Genomic DNA, 19,930 nt, shown 5'->3' on the forward strand with positions numbered 1-19,930 from the left:
CAGATTGTGGCTCGACAAGCTCTGCGGCGCAAAGTTCAATACTTCCGTCAGATCTGCATACAGCCCGTTCGGGTCTGTCGCCCTCACCGTAAACGAATCGTTCGTCCGCGTCGGATTTCCGCTCAAATGCACCAAACTACCGCTCACAATGCTCACCGAGAACCCTTGTGGTTGCCTCACGATCGAATATGTTAACGGATCCGCATCCGAGAAGTACATCCCCGCATCCGCATCGTTGTTCACAAACCTCTGCCCCGTCGGATCCCACGTTGTATAGATCATACCACCACTGGGCAATGCCAAAGGAGGGCCGGACAAACCACTTAATTTAATTTTATTTAGTTGATAGGAAATATTCGGGTTGTAAACGGGATAATGATACTTTTCCAAGCTGTCATATACCGACTCTTCCTTTACTACTCTCTTTTCATTCCCAGTGAGTTCGATAGAGCCTGCATTTACATACGGAGCAAACTGAGGGTATAAAACCATGGTGGCTTGCAATATTCTTAAAAGCTTCTGGTAATGATTTTCTCGAGTCAACATGCTCACCTTGTTTCTTTTATTTTTTGAAATGAAATACGTATAATCCATTCAATACAAAAAATCTAGTAATTTTCTCCTGTATATATCGACAAAATAATACTATTTTATTAGGCTTTCGCACTATAACAATTTACTATTTCATATCAAAACGCCCTTCTCTTTTCACCGTCCTCCCCTCCCAAGGTATGATATAATAACCCTACCATATCACTGTAAGCAAAAAAGGAGGCGCGGCCCCTTGGCTATCAAAAGTGAAACGGAGCTGTATGCCCCCGTCAAAGCCTACTTAGAGCAGCTTGGTTACACCGTGCGCGGCGAGGTGCGTCATTGCGATCTGGTCGCCATTCGGGGAGAGGAGCCTCCGGTCATCGTCGAATTGAAAAAAAGCTTCTCGGTCCCGCTCCTACTGCAAGCGATCGACCGTCTGCGGATCAGCCGTTTCGTATACGTCGCTTTCGAGCGGCCGGCCAAAGGACGCGCGCCGCACGGGGCCAGCTGGCCGGAGCTCCGCAGACTGTGCGGCATGCTCGGCCTCGGCATGATCGTCGTGCAGTTTTATAAAACGCGCAAGCCGCGCGTCGAGGTCGAATGTCATCCGCCGGACGGGTCCGGGCTGGCGATGCCGCTCAAAATGCCCAGACATAACAAATATGCGGCCGGTAAGCTGATGCAGGAATTTCAGGAACGCCGGGCCGATTATAACGTCGGCGGCAGCACCAAGCGAAAACTCGTCACCGCTTACCGCGAAAAGTCGCTTCATCTCGCGGCGCTGCTGCACACCCATGGCCCCATGAGCCCCAAACAGTTGCGCGACCTGACAGGCAATGCCCAAGCCGCAGGCATGCTCCAGAAAAACGTATACCTGTGGTTCGAACGCGTAGCCCGCGGCGTATACAAACTCACTCCGCAGGGGGAAGCGGCGCTGCAAACTTTTGCCCACGTCGTAGAGGCTTACTTCCCGGCAGCGGATGCTGACGAAGCACCCCAAGTCCCTGTCCTGCAAAATGCATAAATCGTTTGGGCAGCGGGTATGTATAGAGTGATAGACTACCGTGCAGAAAGGACGTGCGCCATGAAACCGTTCGTTCGGGCTCTCTTCGCGTTATGTCTTGCTATGCTGGCGTCGACATTGTCACTTTTCACCCCTGCCCTATCGCCCGCGCAAGCCGCTTCTTCCATTCGCATCCCCGTGCTCAACTACCACAGCATTACCATCGGTCCCGGCAACCACCGGGCGACCATCGCCCCGGACAAATTCGAAGCGCAGATGCGCTACTTGGCCGACGAAGGCTACACGACGCTCACGCTTCAGCAATTCACCGATATCCTCGAAGGCAAAGAAAAACCGCCGAAAAAACCGATCCTGCTCACGTTTGACGACGGCTATGCAGACAACTACGAGCACGCTTATCCACTGCTCAAAAAGTTGAAATTTCATGCTACATTATTTATGGTCCCGGGGTTTGTAGGCGACGGTTATTATTTGGATTGGGAGCAGGTCAAAACGATGAAAGAGGCCGGTTGGGACATTCAGCCGCACAGTATGAGCCACCCGTATTTACCGAAGCTGAATGCCAAGAAGCAAGCGTATGAAATGACTGAATCCAGGCGGTTGATCGAGGAACAGCTCGGAACGACGGCCGATATTTTTAGTTATCCGTATGGCGAGTCCAACCGGATAACCTTGAATATTTTAAAAGAGAATAAATTTCGGTATGCGTTCACCATCGATCAGGGATGGGCTTCGTCCGATCAGGACCCGCTCAAGTTAAAACGTCTGTTCGTTAACGGAGAAGCATCGATGAAAGCCTGGAAGCAACTGCTGGTGCCGTCCAAATCTTGACTTCCCCTTCCATGAACGGGAAGCAAACGTAAGGGACCGAAGCGATCCCCCTAAATGGAAACGGCTTGGGTCCCTTTACTTATCCGGCGTGACTTAAACGAAGACCGCGGTATTCGCTTTCCTCTTCAAAAGCTCTTTATGAATCCAAATCGCCGCCTGCGAGCCCTCGCCCATCGCGATCGTGACCTGCTCTGAGTGTACTCCGATATCCCCCGCCGCCCAGACGCCGGGAACGTTCGTCATCTTGGTGCGCGGATCGGTGACGATATGACGGTTCTCCAGCCGTTCGATACCGAGCGCCGCCGTCCATCCGGCGTGCACTTCGTTGCCGCCAAAAGCGATAAAGCCGCGCTCCCCCTTGATCGTCCGACCATCCGACAATCGTACGCCGTCGAACCGGGCATCCGGCCCTCCGATCACCTCAGCGATTTCCGCTTCAACTTGCGTTATGCCCGCTTCCATAAGCTTGTCCGCATACTCGCTGCCCACCGCTTCCCGTTCGTGATTAACGTAAGTAATCCGGTCGGTCCAATAGCGCAGAGCATGCGCCATTCCCGCTCCCGTATCGCCCGATCCCATCACTACAGTCAGCTTCCCGGAGACCTCGTAGCCGTCGCAGTCGGGACACACGTAAATACTGACACCGAGCCGTTCTTCCAGCCCGGGCAGTGGCGGGAAGCGATCCAGTACGCCGGTTGCCGCAAGCAGCGTCTCGGTGTGGACGGCTCCGCCCCCATCGGCAAGAGCGATCCGAAATCCGCTACCGTTCCTTGCCGCCGCCACAGCCTCATCGCGGCGAAATTCCACCCCGAGCTGCTCGGCATGCTGCCGTCCGAGATGGCGAAGCTCTTGGCCGGAGACTCCATCGGGCCAACCGAGCACATTGTGGTAGCTGCGGCACAGCGTTGAGCGCCCTCGCCCTTTGTCGATCACCAGCACGCGATGCCGGTACCTTCCAAGCTGGATGGCCGCCTGCAGGCCAGCGATCCCCCCTCCGACGACGATGCAATCGTACATGATCTACGCCCCTTTGCTATTCGTTACCGTTAGCATCCCCCCGCTGTCCCAGATTCCATTCCATCCGTTTCCTAAGGAGTACGAAAAAAGCTTCCTCATCAATCAAGTATCGGGAAATGGCCCGATGGCTTCGAATACAGCCCACGTTGAAGCAGGAACTTCAAGCTTCGTCAAGTGATCCGGGCAATCCTCCGTTGTAGCCGTGCCAATATAGTGATCAAGCTCCCCTTTCTCCTCCATTCGGCCTTCGGAAAAGTTCACCGATGCGCTAAGCAATCCCCGCGGCTCGACATTCGAAAGTGCTTTAAATGCATCAATCGTTGCCCCATCCAAACTTTCCCACATCTCAGCAATTGCCGGATTAACCCCGTGGAAAATGATCGGAACCCTTTTCTTAAAACCCACAATGCGGAATGCTTCTTTTTCTTCCAAACGATAGTTCATTTCGTTGCCTCCCTTAATGGATAACTGGAAGGTCATTCGCGGATAAGCTTTAAGTGAACGGCCATGATTTCTGGCTTCGGACGGCGTGACGCTATGCAGATGGTGAAAAGCCCGAGAGGTTATATACAATAGCAGGAGTGAAATGCATCCATCCGACATTTGGTGCACGATAATGCAGGGTTTATGCTGATTTTACTTCATTCGCTTGGAGACTTGTAAAAATAGAAAACACCGCTTCGGTTTGGTATAGTGATTGAGCAACCCATACCATACAGAAGAGGTGTCCTCTGTTCTATCCGTGAATATCTACATCTGGTACATGCAGTCGAATGTTTTGAATCACTCTTAGAATTGTGTGTTCTTCGTTGTACGCTGGAATTATAACAAGAACTTTCATTCTGTTTTCCTTTCATTCCTGTTTCGCATCAAACAGTATATTTGATAACCCGTTGTACTGGCCAAGACAATGAATAGGGGCATAAGCGAAAAATTATATCGATATTCAGGTACGAAAGCTAAGCGGATCAATGACATTATAATAATCACAGCTGCAAGCATTGTTTTTTGTTCTTTCAATCGAAGGAACGAAATCAGGATCGCTGCTGCTCCAAACCAGACAATAGCATCATGTAACATATTTGACGACAGAATAACTTGGTATAACGGTGCATGGCCCCCTCCATGATACATGTTGGAATACAGATATTCCAACTTTCCAAATGTATACCACCATAGGAAAAGGCGCGGATAATGGGTAAAACCGAAAATTAGCCGTTCCTTTGTAAATTCCATATCGGTTTTTCCATTACGATCGACCATGTTATCTTCGTAATTGTTATATGGGAATGATCCAGCCATAAGTGGATTTGTTTGAGTAGCGAGCGGAATGAATTCATGCAACGTTACGGCATTGCGAATCCACCAAGGTGAAAGTACCAACACAATTCCGAGCAAACTCCATAATAACATTATCCAGACTCGTCGATCTCGTTGCTGCCACCACCTTAATGCATAGAGTACGAAAATAACGGGTAAAAACTCGGGGCGTACCAATACAGTAAGACCCATTAAAATACCTGAAATAAGTGAATGACGCCGAGAAGATGAATCCATTGCGTAAAGCTGCCAAAGTAAATATCCCATAAGAAAGAAAGTGCCAAGAACTTCAGTTAAAACTGCACCGTTTGCCCATACGAAAGGTGGATAAATCGCAGTAACAAATACCGCTAGAAGAGCTACTATCCCGTTTTTTGCCAGCTTTCGTGTTAAGCCATAAATCATTACAAGCGTACACATACTCAGCAATATTTGAACATATCGAGTCAAAACAAGAGGATCCCAATTAAATTTTTCAGCTATGATGTAATTTATGGCGACAAAAAGCGGATAACCTGGCGTAACATATGCGTTTGGGGTTGTACTGTTATAACCATAAAATCCTTTTTCGATTAATTGTTGGGCCATCTTAGAATAATTCACTGCATCTGGTGACATTTCATGTGAAACACTTTGAACAAATTTAACGCGAAGATACAAAGCAATAATTAAAATAAGAGCAAAACACGCCCAATGAATGATCCGTTTATAACTTATGAAATTTTTATCCTGTCTCATTGAATCCTCCATTTTGGCTTCTTTTTACAATAAATAACTCAAACTTCGCAGAGAAGAATTGGCCATGAACCCTTGATAAATAAAGCTGCATCAGAATAAAGATCTATTCCTTGCAAAAATAGAAAACACCGCTTCGGTTTGGTATAGTGATTGTGCCGAGCAACCCATACCTGACTTTAAGCGTCGAGGAAGAGACTGTCAAGAAAAAAGTGTAATCTTTGAAATGCGAATCTAGCAAACGGTGCCGCGGCTTGACCCGGAGCCTCTGGCGGGTCCGATGCTCCCGCGGACTTGTATCTCCAAGTCCCCGTACTCCGTATGGACCGTTTTCTTCCGGTACCCATTGCGGCTGTTCGTCGTCTGCTTGTCCTGCTCATAGCGTAGTATGTCCAACTTTTCTCAATTTCAAAGGTTCTACCTTTTATTTTACTCGTTAGTCATACGACGATTGTATTTTCCAGATACATTCTGCTTGCGTGGCAGCATCGGCAAAGCACCGATCAGCGCACACTTGACGGTTTGTTTTACAGGCACCCGCTCCAAGCAAAATGACGATTGAAACTGCCACAATTCATACCTTTTTTCGCAACATACTAGTTACCTTATCAATGTATTGTTCCCCGGTAAAATAAAACCGGGCCTCTCTCTCTTCTCCCGCTGTCATCCAGTATAATTACGAAATGTTACGGCATGTTAGCCGGACAATTATGGAACGCTTAAATGATTCTTAATAAAAATTAAGCAAACCGCCTAATAAAAAAAACCGGTTAACGGCCTTTTTGCGGTTCTTGTGAGGAAACTTGACATAGAGGAAGTCTGGTTTCAAATGCGGTTTCTCTCCGGTCACTGCGTACGGATATGCGTCCTCCGTGAAGTTCGATAATACTTTTGGTGATGGCCAGTCCCAATCCGGTTCCACCGTTTTGCGAAGACCGGGATTTGTCCGCGCGGTAAAACCGTTCGAATACATAAGGTAAGTCCCTTTCCGGAATGGCTTCCCCGTAATTGATGATTTCTACGACAGCCTCGCCGCCCGTACTGCCGATCCGAATATCGATGTATTTGCCGCTGCTGCCGTAGCGGATTGCATTGGAAATCACGTTCTCGTAAGCGCGCATCAATTGGTGGCCGTCGGCTTCCACATAGATGCTGTCATCTCTAGCGGCCAACCGGCACGACATACCAGCTTTTTTTAATTGGGGGTTAAATTCCTCCGTCAATTGTTTCAGGAAGCCGATGATGTTCACTTTTTTCATATGAAGCTTGATGCCTTCGTCGCTCAGTGACGTATATTCGAAAAGGTGATCGATCAGCTTTTTTAAATTTTTCGTTTTTTCATAGGCGATTTTTGTATAATACCGAAGTTCCACCTCGTCTTTATAGCGGTCCGTCTCAATTAGCTCCAAATACCCGAGAACCGAGGTGAGCGGAGTGCGCAGATCGTGCGATACCCCGGTGATCAATTCATTTTTGGTTCTTTCGGCCTTTCGTTCTTCTTCAATCGATTTTCGCAGTTTCTTCGTCATCCGGTTGAAATGATCGGCCAAAACTCCCAGCTCGTCCGAAGATTGGGTCGTGATCTCATACGACAAATTTCCTTGCGATATTTCCTGAAGCCCTCGTGTAATCTCCTCCAAATAATCGAACATTTTTCTGCTGAATAGGAAGAAATAAATCAGGAACATCAGAAAGCCGGCTGCAACCAGAACGGGCAGGGAGCCGATACGCTTGACGACCCAGTTGATCGGGATGGTGAACGGCTCCACATTTTCCAGCTTAAACCCCAATCGATAGCCTATAAATGCGGTAACGAACGCAGAGGCAATACTGAGCGCGAATACAGAAAGAAACTTCCAGCGCATGGTGTAGATGAAATTAAACTTCATAGCCAATCCCCGTCCAACGATAGTATTTGCCGCTTATTCGATAATATAACCGATTCCCCATACGGTTTTGATATACTGCGGTGAGCTCGGATCTTTTTCGAGTTTTTCCCGGATTTTGCGGATGTGGACCATAATTGTATTGTTCGATTCATAGTAAGGCTCATCCCATACGGATTCGTAAATTTGCTCCATGCTCAACACGCTGCCGCGGTTTTGGGCAAGTACCCGCAAAATGGCGAATTCGCGCGGCGTCAACCGGATTGGATTATGACCGAGAACCACTTTATGCGTTAACAAATTGATAACGAGGTCATCGATGACAATTTCATTCTCGTTTTTGGCGTGGTTCGCATTGAACTGCCTGAACCGGCGAAGCTGCGATTTAACCCGTGCGATCATTTCCAAGGGACTGAACGGTTTGACGACATAATCGTCGGCCCCGATGCTCAGGCCTGTAATTTTATCGATTTCCTGACCTTTCGCGGAAAGCATGATGATCGGCATTTGTTTTTCTTCCCGTATTTTCATGCAGGCTTCAATACCATCCATCCGCGGCATCATCACGTCCAGAATGATTAGATCGACGCTGTGCGTCTGCAAAAGCTCCAAAGCCTCGACGCCGTCGCCTGCAATTAATAAATTGTATCCTTCATTTTTCAAGTATATTTCCAGAAGATTCGTAATCTCCTTCTCGTCGTCAACCAAAAGAATGGTGCCTCTGAACATGGGTCATCCTCCTTGCTCTCAAAACCATGATCTAAAACAATATCATACATCAATTCTCAAGAGGAGGCGAATCCCCACGTTAGTGATTGCGACAGTCGGCGCCAAGGGGGTGATCATGGAAGATTTCTCGAAAAGCGTGTTTGAGGACGAACATAGTTGGAGATTTCGTTCGGAGTTGAAAGGAATGGACATTTCATAACAACAGATCAACGGGCTTAACGTATCCATCATTGGTTTAGCAATTGGAATGAGCCCGTCAAGGCCCTGAGCTTCCTCTTTTGATCAAGAGGAAGCTTTCATGCCGGTGCGGGAGCCGCTCCCCGAACCGGAACCTTGCACCGCTGGGGCATCACCTAAAGGAGGCTCTTCATCCGCGCGTCGGCTCAGCAGCCAGACCAGCCCGATTTGCAGCGCGGCCGTTGCCGCCAGCACCCAGGGAAGCACTTCGCTGCCTGCGGCGCTTGTAAGCCAGACAAGCAGGCCGATCGATACGACACGCCCCCCGTTCAAGAACGTCTCGCGCATCACGACCGACTCGACGCGAAGCTGGCCCTTGAGCGGCAGCACGCCGATCAGGCGGTAATAATACGAAGTAATCGTGTTGCCCTGCAGCGGCGCGCAGATGGAATAAATGATCATAAAAGCGATTACGGTGCCCAGCGTCAGTTTCCACAAAATGAACCCCGTGCCGATCACGAACCCTATGGTGGAGATGAACATAAAGGCCTTCGCCTTGGATTCGGTGCCGTAACGGGAAATGAACATCCCCGTGCCGATGCCGAGACTGGCGTACAGCACTCCCAAATAACCGACCAAATCCTCCCGGCCGACGATCTGAAAAAGCAAAATGTTCGGCAAAAACAGCATCAGTCCCTGAAACAGACCCATAACCGAAAAAGCGATTAGTGAATAGGTCCAATCCCGGTTTTTGCGCATCAGCAGGCCGACATATTTCAGATAATACGCTTTATGGTGAGAAGCTTTCATCGGGATCTTGAAGCTGCCGAGCGCCGCCAGCAAAAACATGAGGAACGAGATGCCGAAAACGATCGTGTAGCCCTGCAAGCCCTCGAATTGCCGAATGAGAAATCCGGCCAACGCCGGTCCGATCAGTCCTCCGAGCGTAAACGTGATCATATTGATCGCAAGAAAACGGATGCGGTTCCGGTCCGTCGTAACGTCATACATCAAGGTCAAATAACCTACCCAGTAAAACGAACTCGCGATGCCGTTCAGCACGGCAAAGAGCACATAATATTGAACCACCAGCTCCCCGGAGAAGACAACGGACAAATAAAACAGCGCAATCATCGCAATGCCCATCCGGTACGTAACCATGCGGTCCTTGCGCTTGATCATCCAGCCGCCAAGCGCGAATGCCAGCGGCGCCACCGCGTAGTTAATCGCATAGTATGCTCCGTTAATTTCAAGGCTGTGGGTCAGCCGCCACAAGTACAGCGTCAAAAAGACACCCGACATCGAAGCTCCGAACTGAAAGCAAAAATGAATAAAGAGTGAAGCGACCGCCTCGGCCGACAGCCTCTTTTCTTCCGGTACCGCCGTCTTCCGCGACTCCGCCCAATGCCTGACTGCTTCTCCGAGTCGTAACCCCATCCGAGCCTGGACCGCCTCTCCCGGCAAACAGGAGGCGCCCCTGCCCCTCCGTTCGCTCAACATCGATTTTACGACCATTGTATCAGCGGGGACAGCCGTTTGTGAAATCGCAAACAAGCGCGATTGCAAGCGTATCCGGTCATTTTTCGCCAGCAGCGGGAGAAGGCCTCGGTCAACCTCCCGTTATTAGCCGTTTCCCCGTGATATACCCAAAATCTTCACTCCACAAATTTCAGTCGCCATATTTATCAACAAACCCGCGCGCAGTTGGGTATTTTGTGAAAAAATCGATTACCCTCTCATTCGTTATCTCCGGCCTAAATATAGAAACGTTGGCATCTCTCAGTTTAAGGCCATAGCTATATATTTTTTCCTCCACGTCATCCAAAAGTGACAGGCACATACCATTCACAAGCTCCGTGTACTCGTTAATGAGATTTGACAGCTCCCCAGGAATTGCATATTCGAGAATTTCGCCTGTGCAATAATATTCTTTATCTTCGCTATGACGATATTCTATTTTTGCATACTCATTGTGATCTTTATCAAAAATATAATCTATCATATAAATCCTCAGCCCCCTTTGAATGTGCTCGATATTCGCCTTTATTCGCGTCAAATCCTTCACTCCGCTGTACCAACCGCCGGTTTAATCCAGCTGAATGCCAAATCGCTCCGTTATGCCTTGCTTTCCTTCCTGCGTGATTCGCACGGCCCGGCTTTGCTCCTCCCGGTGAAACCAATCCATCGCAAACATCCGCTCAGTCAGCCCTTGCCCAAGTGCGCCGGCCAAATGATGCTCGCGCTCCGTCCAATCGAGACAGCAGCGGGAGAAAGCCCGCCGCTTCTTGCGAAGCTGCGGCAAATCCAAGCCGAAATCCGCAAAAAATGTTTCGCCGGAAACCGTAACGTGAAGCTGCAGGCCGTCTTTCTGCAAATGCCCTGCCCTTAGCAGCGATTCCGTAATGCGTACCGCAGCTTCCCCTGCCAAATGGTCGTAGCACATCCGTGCGTGACGCAGCTTTTTCATTTGGTCCGATTGCCGTAACGAGACGACAGGCGCCGGCCCGGCAAACGAAAGCAGCTGCTCGATCATTTCCGCGTCGCTCGCCTGCGCAATCCGGTAATACCGGTGCCGGCCGTGCTTTTCTACCGTTACCGTCCCGATCTCCGCCATTTTAGCCAAATGAAAGCTGGCGGTTTGCGGCGTGATTCCTGCTGCGGCTGCCAAATTCCCGGCCGGATGGCAGCGGCCGTCCAACAGATGCAGCAGGATGGCCGCCCGGGACGGGTCGCTGATCAGCGAAGCGATGGACGAGACATTCCGTTTCATGTTCATCGTAACCCTCCTTTTTATTGCATTTCACATTTCGATGATAATGGAAACGTCTATGAATTACAATGATTTAGGAACCGTTATCCTGAAATTCCTATCGGACTATGACAACCATCGGAGGTAATGAAGCATGAATACGAAAGTATCCCCTACGGAATCAAGCCATCTGAACATTCAGCCTAAAATTTTATACTACGGCATGCCCGTTATTCTCGCTACGACGCTGAACGAAGACGGCACGACCAACATCAGCCCCCTTTCTTCGTCATGGGCGCTAGGACGGTATTTGGTGCTCGGCATGGGCTTAGGCGGGCAAGGCATGGATAACCTGCAGCGGACGCCGGAGCTGGTCGTCAACGTCCCCGACGCCGCCATGTGGCAGCAGGTCGAAAAATTGGGCTCGCTCACTGGAAAACATCCGATGCCGGACTACAAAGCGCAGATGGGCTACCGCTACGAGCCGGATAAATTCACCGCGGCCGGGCTTACGCCGGCCGTTTCGCTGTCCGTTAAACCGCAGCGAATCGCGGAATGCCCGCTGCAAATCGAATGCACCGTCAAGAAGATTACGTACCCGGAGTATGCGCCGATGTTTGCTATCGTCGAAACCGAAGCGGTGCAAATCCACGCTCTCCCGGATATCGTGAAGAAGACGGGCAGCGATCATATCGACCCTTCCCGCTGGAACCCGCTGATCTACAACTTCCGTCATTACTTTGGGCTCGGTGATCGCCTAGGCAACAATTACCGTGCCGAAGTATAGCGCCCAAGCCTACAAGCCCTACAAGCCGCAAGTTGACATCCCTGACACTCCACAAAGCACAAAAAATCAAGGCACCGCCCGACAGGGGCAGATGCCTTGATTTTTCAACCTTCTTATTTCTTCAGGCTATCCCAGATTTGCTGGAATTCCGTCAGCATTTGATCCTTCGTTTTTTGCTTCGCGACGTAGGCCTGCATCGTGGAAGCAAACTTTTTGCTGGACGCTTCGCCGCCCGGGAATTTAAACCAGTTCCAGCTCAGCGTTTTATTTTCTTTGATGTATTTCATCAGATCGGCAGCGAGCGGTCCGAGAATTTTCTCGTCGCCTTGGATGTTGGTGAAGGCCGGGATGAACTTGAATTCTTCCACCATGTACTTTTTACCCATATCCGAAGTCACGAGCCAGTTCAGGAACTTTTTCGCTTCTTCTTTGTTCGGGGAATTTTTATTGATTACCCAGTTGTTCGGCACGCCGACCGGCAGCTTGTCGTTCGCTGCAGCATCGTCGGAGATCGGCATCGGCAGGAAGCCGACCTTCAGGTTCGGGTTCGTTTGTGTCAGCTGCAATTGCGTCCAGTTGCCCTGCTGCGTCATCGCCGCTTTGCCGGTAGCGAACTCGGTCACCTGCGTTTTATAATCGGTTTGAAGCGGGTTCTTGTTGCCGTACTGGAGCTGCAGATCGAACAGCTTCGCCCAATTTTCGAACACCGGGTCGCCCGGAATTTTCGCCGTGCCTTTGTTCAGGCCGTTAATGAACACATTCGGATCTTTCTGATAAGCGAACGGCAAGTTCACGAAGTGGTTCCCAAGCACCCACCATTCAGCATAGCCGTTCACGAACGGCGTAACGCCTTTGGCTTGCAGTTTCTTCGCCGCGTCTTCAAGCTGCGGCAACGTTTTCGGCAGCTCGGTGATGCCGGCTTGGGCGAACAAGTCTTTGTTATACAGGAAGCCGTAGCCTTCCAGGTTAAGCGGCTGGCCGTACAGCTTGCCGTCTTTGGTCATCGGCTCTTTGGAAACCGGCACCAGATCTTTTACCCAAGGCTGATCGGACAAGTCTTCCAGATGCTCGATCCACTTGTCCAAATCGGAGAAGCCGCCGTTGTTGAAAATATCCGGTTTGTCCCCGGAGTTGAATTTCGCCATCAGCGCCGCGCCGTAGTCCGCACCGCCGCCGACCGTATCGATTTGGATTTTGACGCCCGGGTTTTGTTTCTCGTACTCGGCCTTCAGCTTGGCAAGCGGTTCCGCAATTTCGACCTTGAATTGGAACATTTTCAGCGTGACGTTTTTGCCTCCAGCCGCACCGCCTCCGGCGTTCGTTCCGCTTGGCGCTTCCTCTTTCTTCGCGCAGCCCGCGATGAGCGACATCAGCATAACCGCCGCCATGCCGGCGCTCGCAACCTTGTTCATTTTCATGATGTAACCTCCCTTATTTCATACTGCTGTTTGTCTGTTCGTTTCATTTGTATTGTATAAAATGCCCCGCCTTTCGAACACGTACTATATTGAACGAAAAGGTGGAACATTTTGAACAACCGCTTACATAACCATTCTTGTCAGCCTTTGACCGATCCGGCCGTAATCCCTTCGATAATAAACCGTTGCATCGACAAGAAGAAGGCGACCATCGGAATAACGCCGAGTACGAGCGCGGCAAGCGCCATATCCCATTGCTTCGTATATTGGCCGAAGAACGAATAGGTGGCCAGCGGAATCGTCCGCAGGTCCGGGCTGTTCAGCACGAGCAGCGGCAGCAGGAAGTCGTTCCAAATCCACAAGCTGTTGAGCAGTATAACCGTGACGCTCATCGGCTTAAGCAGCGGAAAAATAATTTTCCAGAACACGCCGTAGGGGCTGCAGCCGTCCACGGTGGCGGATTCCTCGATTTCCCGGGGAATAGCCTTGATGAAGCCGTGATACAAAAATACGGTCAGCGAAATCCCGAAGCCGAAGTAAGAGAAGATCAGTCCGAGCTTGCTATCCATTAAGCCGACCGAGCTTGCCACCTTGACGAGCGGGATCATGATCGACTGGAACGGGATAACCATCGCGGCCACGAAGGCGAGGAACAGCAGATTGTTGAACTTCGACGGGAACCGCACCAGCCGGTAAGCGGCCATGGAACCGATCACCACAAGCCCCAAGTTGCTGAAAACGGTAATAATCAGCGAGTTCGTAAATACTTTCGGAAAGTTCATGATGCCCCACACTTTGACATAGTTGTCGAAGTTGAGCGATTTCGGCAGATTCGCCGAATTGACCAGCAGATCTCCGAAGGATTTCATCGAGTTGACGATAACAAAATAGAACGGCACGAGGAAAAGCAGGGCAAGCACAATGCCAAACAGCTCCAAGGCGAAGGTACGCAGATTGTAACTTTTGGACGTGTCCATTACACTTCAACCTCCTTTTTCTTCGTGACGGACACTTGAATGAGCGTAATGAGCGCAACCACGATGAAGAAAATAAAGGCCTTCGCCGTTCCTAAGCCGTAACGGTTGTTGCGGAACGCTTCTTCATAAATATTGAGCGCCACGGATTGCGTCGAGTTGAACGGTCCGCCCTGTGTCAAGGATACGTTCAGATCGTACATTTTGAACGCCCAGGAGATCGTCAGAAACAAACACACGGTAACCGAAGGCATGATCATCGGGATCGTAATGTGGCGCAGCGCTTGCCAGCGCGTAGCCCCATCGATGGTCGCCGCTTCCGTCAGCTCTTTCGGCACGTTCGCCAAGCCGGCGATATAAATGACCATCAAATAACCGGCCGTCTGCCATACGCTGACGATAATGAGTCCCCAGAACGCCGTCGGAGCATCTCCGAGCCACGGGAGCTGGAAGAAGGCGATTTGGGTAAGCTCGCCAATGGTCGAGAACCCTTTGATGAAAATAAACTGCCAGATGAACCCGAGCAGCAGCCCGCCGATGACATTCGGCAGGAAGAAGACCGTCCGCAGCACGTTCCGCGTTTTGAGCGCCTGGGACAGCAGCAGTGCCAGACCGAAGCCGAGCAGATTCGCCAGCAGGACGTTCGTCACGGTGAACCGCGTCGTAAACCAGAACGCTTTATGGAAATCTTTATCCGTCGTCAGGATATGTTTGAAATTGTCGAGGCCGATCCATTTGACGTTCGACGTTACCCCGTTCCATTCTGTGAACGAATAATACATGCTCATCAGAAACGGAACAAGGACAATGAGGCTGAAGAACAGAAAGGCCGGGCCGACAAAGACGAATTGCTGAAGCATGCCGGATAGCCGCTGTTTCGCTTTCATGGATTTTCCCCCTTTATTTCTTACCATTTGCAGGCCAAGCTGAAAGTATACCCCCAGTATATAAGCCTCAAAAAGCAAAGAACACGCACTCTAGTGACGTATCAGGTGGAATTTATTGACCTCAACTGGTACAATAATGGCGCCGACATTTGCATGGAGGGAATCGCGATGATCCGTAACAGCATCCGGAATAAACTAATTGTGTTTCTGCTTGCGGCCACCATATTGCCGATTTCCACTTCCATCGTCATGACGTACTATTTTACGAAGCAAAATATAACCCGGGAAACGCTCCAGACGAATTCTAACCTGATCTATCAAGGCAAAACGAACATTATTAATTATTTGAACGGCATTCATCAGGCCTCGCTAACGGTGTATAACGACATTGATTTTTATGGAGCGATCGAAGCCGGGGCCTCCGATTACAAGAGCCGCAACGAAATCGTCCGGGGTCTCCAAAGCATCGCCAATACCGTGAAGGATATCCAGCAGGTATACTTGTATATCGCCCAAACGGATAAATCGTACCTGTGGACCCAAGGGAACATCTACCGCAACGAAACGAACGAGCCGAAATTCATTCCTCCCGTCAGCCGGACGGAGGATGTCACTTTGGAGCCGACGCACCCGAGCCATCTGTACGGAACGAGCGGCTTCGGCCCGTTGCCTCCGGCTCCCGCGATCAGCCTGCACCGGAAGGTTGTCAATGCCGTGACCATAAAAAACTTCGGCATTTTATCGATTGACTTTAACTTGAGTATGCTCTCTTCCATCTGCGAGCAGCTTTATAAAAAAGGAGAAGAGCAGCTTTACATTTTGGACAATCAAGGCCACGTTGTTTACGGCCCCGGGCCGGCCGGAACCCGGATCGACGAGCCTTGGGTGACCCATCTGCTCAGCTTGTCCGAACCGAGCGGAAGCTTCGAATCGGACAGCGGCGAATTCAAGGGCATTCAACTGTACGAGCGCATGACGACGCCTTATATGGAATGGACGCTCGTCAAGCGGATTCCGTATGACCGGCTGTACAGCAACGCCAGACAGCTGACGGAAATCAACACACTCATTTTGATCGGGTTCCTTGTGGTGGTCATTTCCGCGACGCTGTACATTTCGTTCCACTTTACCGCGCCGATCAAAAAGCTGATCGGATATATCGGAAAAATTCAATCCGGCAATATGCAGGTCGATATTCACGTCAAAGGAAACGACGAGTTCGGCATTCTCGCGAATCGCTTCCGCATTATGATGCAGACGATCAACAACCTGATCACGCAGGAATACAAGCTGGAGCTGGCCAACAAGACGAATCAGCTGAAGGCGCTGCAGGCGCAAATTAATCCGCACTTCTTGTACAACTCGCTGCAATCGATCGGAACGCTTGCCTTGCAGCACGATGCGCCGCGAATTTATTCGCTTCTGTCGTCTCTGGCCAAGATGATGCGCTACAGCATGAATACCAGCGTTGCCATCGTTCCGTTTGACAGCGAAGTAAAGCATGTCCGCTCCTATATGGAGCTGCAGATGCAGCGCTTTGAGCATCAATTAACCGTGGAGTACGACATTGACGCAAACACCCTCCAGGTCCCCGTGCCCAAGATGATCCTGCAGCCGATTGTGGAAAACTACTTTAAGCATGGGTTCGACTCAGGACAAAATACGGGAAAATTGCTGATCGCAAGCCGCGTGGCGGAAGACGGACGCATGGAAGTGACGGTGGCGGACAATGGGAAAGGGATCGCGGAGGAAGAACTGCAGCGCCTGAAAGCGAGACTCGGTTCGCCATCGGAACATCTGCAGGAAGAGGACAGCATCGGACTGATCAATGTGGTATCGCGTCTGCGGCTCTATTACAACCATGAAGCGGACATGAGGGTCGAGCATCACAAGCCTTACGGCGTTAAGGTAACGATCCTTATGCCCATGCATATGAAGGAGAACGGGGAGCTATGAAAGCCATCATCGTCGATGATGAAAAGCACGTGCGGGAAGCGATCAAGCTGCTCGTCCGATGGAGCGACTTCAGCATCGATCAGGTGCTGGAAGCCCAGGACGGGCTGGATGCCGTCCGTCAAATCGAGGAGCATCGGCCGCAGCTCATCTTTACGGACATGATGATGCCCGTCAAGAGCGGCATGGAGCTGATGGAATGGCTGCAAAGCCAATACCCGTCCGGCAAAACGATCGTCATTAGCGGGCACGACGAATTCGAGCTTGTCCGGCATGCGGTTCAATACGGCGGCGTCGATTACATCTTAAAGCCCATCGATCACGAGCAACTGGCTGCTGCGGTGGAGAAGGCGGTATCCGCCATCCGGCGCGAAGAATCGGAACGCCGCCTGCAACAAGCGCGCAATATCGAAATGAATCAGCTGAAGCCGGTCTATTGGGACAAAATATTGTCCAATCTGCTGACCGAGCCGAAGCTGTATGCCCAGCATGCCAAAGCATTAGACGCGGAGTTCGGGCTTGGATCTTCGGTAAAAGAGTGCCGGATCGCCATCTTGAGCTTGGATACGATAAGCCTCAGCTTCAAGGACAAGTTTATGGCCGATTACGAGCTGCTCTTTTTCTCGCTCACGAACATCTGCAACGAGCTGCTGTCCGCCCGCGCGTCCGGAGGTCCCCGGCAAGGCATCGCCTACCGGTATTGGAATAGCGACAGCGAAGCGATCTTGCTGCTTTACGGCGGACTGGACCAGACGCAAGCATTGCTCGAACGCATCCGAGAAGGCATCCGGGACACGTTCCGCAGCTTCTTCGATACGGGCGTCAGCCGGGTGCATCCGTTCCCCGATGGACTGACGGCCGCTTATCTTGAAGCCAGGCAGATACTTCGCAGACGGAATCTGTTGATCCGGGAGAAGCGCACGCTGATCGCCGGACCCGCAGCGGCGGCGCCAAGCAGCCGGCAGCTTTCCTTTACGGATCATGCCGAACCGATCCGGCTCTCGGTGCAGAGCGGCAGCGAGGAGCAGATCCGCCGCGCGGTCGCCGCGTGGTTCGCGGACGTGCGCAAGCTGGAATGTATCGACATGGAGCAGTTGGAGCATTGGTGGCACGAGTACAATGTCGTGCGCAGCCGCTGGTTGGCTGAGCTGTTCGAGGGCGACGGGCATCGCGGCGAGGAGGAGCACAGCACGCCGTTCGTCGTTCCGCTGGACGAGGAAGGGTTTCTGTCCCTCGACCGCTGGGAGCAGCAGCTCGTCCGCAGCTTGTCGGAGCTCTCGCGGCTGCTGCTGTCGCACCAGCGGCAGGACAGCAACGTTATTTTTGAAATTGCCAAATTTATTCAGAATCATTACCATCAGGACATTACGCTGCAAGAAATCGCCAACCATTTTTACTTGAGTCGCGAATATATTTCCCGTAAGTTCAAGCAGGAATTTCATGTGAATTTATCCGATTACACCAGCGGCATCCGCATCGATAAAGCCAAGCTGCTGCTTTTGAACCCGAATCTTCGCATTTCCCAGATCGCAGCTATGGTCGGCTACGACGACGAGAAATATTTCAGCAAAGTGTTCAAGAAGACGGTTGGCGTCTCTCCTAACGAGTACAGGAAGGTGAACCAACCATGAGTGACGTCGATCTGAAATTATATACGTTTACGGAACCGAGGTATAAAGGCTACGCCCTCAAAGTCGATCTGAAATCGGATAAAGGCATGAAGATGGTGCTGGGGAAAGACAAGGTTGGGGGCAGCGAAACGACGCTGGACGCAGTACGCCGCTATGGCGCTGTCGCCGGGATCAACGCAGGAGGCTTTGCCGACGACAACAAAACCGGCAAGCGGTTCCCGCTGAACACGACGGTGCTCGGAGGCATCCTCGGCCCGCGCGCCGCGGACGGTGGTCGGCAGCTTCAAGAACGATCAGCTGCTCTTTATGGTGACGGACGGCAACGACGAAAACGGACATTCCGGCGCCACGCTGCCGGAGCTTCAGGACAAGCTCGTCGTACTCGGCGTCAAAGACGCTTACAATCTGGACGGGGGCGGCTCGTCGAGCTTGATCTATGACGGACAAGTGATCAACCGGCCATCCGATGCCGGAGGGCGCCTGCGGCCGCTGGCGACGCACTTCTTGTTTTTCAAGTAAAATTCACATATTTAGCGTTTTCTTTTGCCAAACGGTTGGTTATAATATAGGCGGGAGGTGCTGAGTAAATGTCAGTCACATTTTGGATCGTTATCCTTGTTTTTCTTATGTTTATCGTCTCGATGCTTACAGCCGCATACAATGATGACAAAACCAAGGGACTTTAATCATACGCTTCCCTTCGCCTGCGGGTTGAAAGACTCGGCTTCCGAATCAATCAAGGTTACGTTACAGCACCTGATTGCATTTGCGGCCGGCATCTTTCAACCCGTTTTCGCGCTCCGCAGATACATTTTGTATCTATCCCCATAAAAAAATAGAACCGCCGGCTAACGTGTGTCTTCGTTCTCCTCTGCGGCTGGCTGCGAAATCTGGTCAAGGGTTATCGGACTGCTGCTGAACTTTTGCCAATCGAGCGGATTGAGCCCAAGCTGCCTCATTATTTCATGGATTTCCAAATGTATAACGTTTTCATCTCCAGTAGTCATTGCGATTCGCTCCATCCTGACAAGTCCACCTCTATATGGTTATAGTTATGTTTTTGTATTGAGCTTGACCGAAGAATCTAAAAATCCTTTACAGGCATTCTAGCATAGCAAGCGTTACAGAATGGTTACAAAAATTAAAGAATTCATAAATTTTCCTCTTGCTTTATTAAATTTTGGATAAACATTTGATATAATATCCAAAGACCTAGTCCTGTTAGACTAATTTTAATGAAAACTTAAATCTCACAGGGGGACTTTGGACTTATGTCAT

Annotated in this window: 16 protein-coding genes and 3 pseudogenes; 6 read left to right on the forward strand and 13 right to left on the reverse strand. The window is 50.7% G+C overall.

Annotated features, from left to right (window positions below; translation table 11 throughout):
• Window positions 1-594 (reverse strand): hypothetical protein (locus BLO51_RS10110; RefSeq protein WP_217266718.1); only part of this gene is annotated, 594 nt, incomplete at its 3' end.
• A 190-nt stretch (window positions 595-784) separates the two neighbouring features.
• Here BLO51_RS10110 and BLO51_RS10115 point away from each other — a divergent pair.
• Both BLO51_RS10115 and BLO51_RS10120 read left to right on the forward strand, forming a co-directional pair.
• Window positions 785-1,558 (forward strand): DUF2161 domain-containing phosphodiesterase, encoded by a 774-nt coding sequence (locus BLO51_RS10115; RefSeq protein ID WP_090670585.1) that lies wholly within the window; start codon window positions 785-787, stop codon window positions 1,556-1,558.
• Between the two features lie 60 nt (window positions 1,559-1,618).
• Entirely contained in the window at window positions 1,619-2,389 is a 771-nt protein-coding gene (locus BLO51_RS10120) for a polysaccharide deacetylase family protein (RefSeq protein ID WP_245719607.1), read from the forward strand.
• A 93-nt stretch (window positions 2,390-2,482) separates the two neighbouring features.
• On the opposite strand, the gene BLO51_RS10125 is transcribed toward BLO51_RS10120, so the two are convergent.
• The 9 genes and pseudogenes from BLO51_RS10125 to BLO51_RS10160 all read right to left on the reverse strand — a co-directional run bounded on the left by BLO51_RS10125 (window position 2,483) and on the right by BLO51_RS10160 (window position 11,029).
• The gene (locus tag BLO51_RS10125) at window positions 2,483-3,406 is read right to left on the reverse strand and encodes an NAD(P)/FAD-dependent oxidoreductase (RefSeq protein ID WP_090670588.1); all 924 of its coding nucleotides are present in this window, start codon (window positions 3,404-3,406) and stop codon (window positions 2,483-2,485) included.
• A gap of 105 nt (window positions 3,407-3,511) precedes the next feature.
• A pseudogene (locus tag BLO51_RS10130) lies at window positions 3,512-3,967 on the reverse strand (GyrI-like domain-containing protein); the annotation flags it as partial.
• A 276-nt stretch (window positions 3,968-4,243) separates the two neighbouring features.
• On the reverse strand, window positions 4,244-5,464 hold the full coding sequence (locus tag BLO51_RS10135) for an ArnT family glycosyltransferase (protein WP_167670161.1): 1,221 nt from the start codon (window positions 5,462-5,464) through the stop codon (window positions 4,244-4,246).
• Between the two features lie 288 nt (window positions 5,465-5,752).
• A pseudogene (locus BLO51_RS28530) lies at window positions 5,753-5,863 on the reverse strand (transposase); the annotation flags it as partial.
• Window positions 5,864-6,231: 368 nt separating this feature from the next.
• Window positions 6,232-7,350: a sensor histidine kinase gene (locus BLO51_RS10140; protein ID WP_090670600.1), complete on the reverse strand. Its 1,119-nt coding sequence runs from the start codon at window positions 7,348-7,350 to the stop codon at window positions 6,232-6,234.
• A 33-nt stretch (window positions 7,351-7,383) separates the two neighbouring features.
• Window positions 7,384-8,076: a response regulator transcription factor gene (locus BLO51_RS10145; protein WP_090670603.1), complete on the reverse strand. Its 693-nt coding sequence runs from the start codon at window positions 8,074-8,076 to the stop codon at window positions 7,384-7,386.
• A gap of 282 nt (window positions 8,077-8,358) precedes the next feature.
• Entirely contained in the window at window positions 8,359-9,690 is a 1,332-nt protein-coding gene (locus BLO51_RS10150; RefSeq protein ID WP_090670606.1) for an MFS transporter, read from the reverse strand.
• 232 nt (window positions 9,691-9,922) lie between these two features.
• Entirely contained in the window at window positions 9,923-10,318 is a 396-nt protein-coding gene (locus BLO51_RS10155; protein ID WP_217266719.1) for a hypothetical protein, read from the reverse strand.
• Window positions 10,319-10,339: 21 nt separating this feature from the next.
• A complete protein-coding gene (locus BLO51_RS10160; protein ID WP_090670611.1) occupies window positions 10,340-11,029 on the reverse strand; it encodes an ArsR/SmtB family transcription factor in 690 nt (229 codons plus the stop codon).
• A gap of 127 nt (window positions 11,030-11,156) precedes the next feature.
• On the opposite strand from BLO51_RS10160, the gene BLO51_RS10165 reads away from it, so the two are divergent.
• The gene (locus tag BLO51_RS10165; protein WP_090670616.1) at window positions 11,157-11,789 is read left to right on the forward strand and encodes a flavin reductase family protein; all 633 of its coding nucleotides are present in this window, start codon (window positions 11,157-11,159) and stop codon (window positions 11,787-11,789) included.
• 113 nt (window positions 11,790-11,902) lie between these two features.
• Here BLO51_RS10165 and BLO51_RS10170 read toward each other — a convergent pair whose 3' ends face one another.
• From BLO51_RS10170 to BLO51_RS10180, 3 genes are all read right to left on the reverse strand, one after another.
• Window positions 11,903-13,201 (reverse strand): ABC transporter substrate-binding protein, encoded by a 1,299-nt coding sequence (locus tag BLO51_RS10170; RefSeq protein ID WP_090670924.1) that lies wholly within the window; start codon window positions 13,199-13,201, stop codon window positions 11,903-11,905.
• A gap of 146 nt (window positions 13,202-13,347) precedes the next feature.
• The gene (locus tag BLO51_RS10175; protein ID WP_090670619.1) at window positions 13,348-14,184 is read right to left on the reverse strand and encodes a carbohydrate ABC transporter permease; all 837 of its coding nucleotides are present in this window, start codon (window positions 14,182-14,184) and stop codon (window positions 13,348-13,350) included.
• On the reverse strand, window positions 14,184-15,068 hold the full coding sequence (locus BLO51_RS10180) for a carbohydrate ABC transporter permease (RefSeq protein WP_090670622.1): 885 nt from the start codon (window positions 15,066-15,068) through the stop codon (window positions 14,184-14,186). The genes BLO51_RS10175 and BLO51_RS10180 overlap by 1 nt, the downstream gene beginning before the upstream one ends.
• Before the next feature lie 105 nt (window positions 15,069-15,173).
• Here BLO51_RS10180 and BLO51_RS10185 point away from each other — a divergent pair, with 105 nt between their 5' ends.
• The 3 genes and pseudogenes from BLO51_RS10185 to BLO51_RS10195 form a co-directional block, all read left to right on the forward strand.
• Complete coding sequence (locus BLO51_RS10185; RefSeq protein WP_143006859.1) at window positions 15,174-17,024, forward strand: cache domain-containing sensor histidine kinase; 1,851 nt, start codon at window positions 15,174-15,176, stop codon at window positions 17,022-17,024.
• On the forward strand, window positions 17,021-18,652 hold the full coding sequence (locus tag BLO51_RS10190) for a response regulator (RefSeq protein ID WP_090670627.1): 1,632 nt from the start codon (window positions 17,021-17,023) through the stop codon (window positions 18,650-18,652). The genes BLO51_RS10185 and BLO51_RS10190 overlap by 4 nt, the downstream gene beginning before the upstream one ends.
• Window positions 18,646-19,171: pseudogene (locus BLO51_RS10195) on the forward strand (phosphodiester glycosidase family protein); the annotation flags it as partial. The gene BLO51_RS10190 and the pseudogene BLO51_RS10195, both read left to right, overlap by 7 nt.
• Window positions 19,172-19,930 lie beyond the last annotated feature (759 nt).

Source organism: Paenibacillus tianmuensis (assembly GCF_900100345.1).
GTDB lineage: Bacteria > Bacillota > Bacilli > Paenibacillales > NBRC-103111 > Paenibacillus_G > Paenibacillus_G tianmuensis.

Excerpts from the sequence above, each read along its gene's own strand:
- BLO51_RS10120 (WP_245719607.1), top strand. The coding sequence starts at position 1,619 with ATGAAACCGTTCGTTCGGGCTCTCTTCGCGTTATGTCTTGCTATGCTG.
- BLO51_RS10125 (WP_090670588.1), bottom strand. The coding sequence starts at position 3,406 with ATGTACGATTGCATCGTCGTCGGAGGGGGGATCGCTGGCCTGCAGGCG.
- BLO51_RS10135 (WP_167670161.1), bottom strand. The coding sequence starts at position 5,464 with ATGAGACAGGATAAAAATTTCATAAGTTATAAACGGATCATTCATTGG.
- BLO51_RS10140 (WP_090670600.1), bottom strand. The coding sequence starts at position 7,350 with ATGAAGTTTAATTTCATCTACACCATGCGCTGGAAGTTTCTTTCTGTA.
- BLO51_RS10145 (WP_090670603.1), bottom strand. The coding sequence starts at position 8,076 with ATGTTCAGAGGCACCATTCTTTTGGTTGACGACGAGAAGGAGATTACG.
- BLO51_RS10150 (WP_090670606.1), bottom strand. The coding sequence starts at position 9,690 with ATGGGGTTACGACTCGGAGAAGCAGTCAGGCATTGGGCGGAGTCGCGG.
- BLO51_RS10160 (WP_090670611.1), bottom strand. The coding sequence starts at position 11,029 with ATGAACATGAAACGGAATGTCTCGTCCATCGCTTCGCTGATCAGCGAC.
- BLO51_RS10165 (WP_090670616.1), top strand. The coding sequence starts at position 11,157 with ATGAATACGAAAGTATCCCCTACGGAATCAAGCCATCTGAACATTCAG.
- BLO51_RS10170 (WP_090670924.1), bottom strand. The coding sequence starts at position 13,201 with ATGAACAAGGTTGCGAGCGCCGGCATGGCGGCGGTTATGCTGATGTCG.
- BLO51_RS10175 (WP_090670619.1), bottom strand. The coding sequence starts at position 14,184 with ATGGACACGTCCAAAAGTTACAATCTGCGTACCTTCGCCTTGGAGCTG.
- BLO51_RS10180 (WP_090670622.1), bottom strand. The coding sequence starts at position 15,068 with ATGAAAGCGAAACAGCGGCTATCCGGCATGCTTCAGCAATTCGTCTTT.
- BLO51_RS10190 (WP_090670627.1), top strand. The coding sequence starts at position 17,021 with ATGAAAGCCATCATCGTCGATGATGAAAAGCACGTGCGGGAAGCGATC.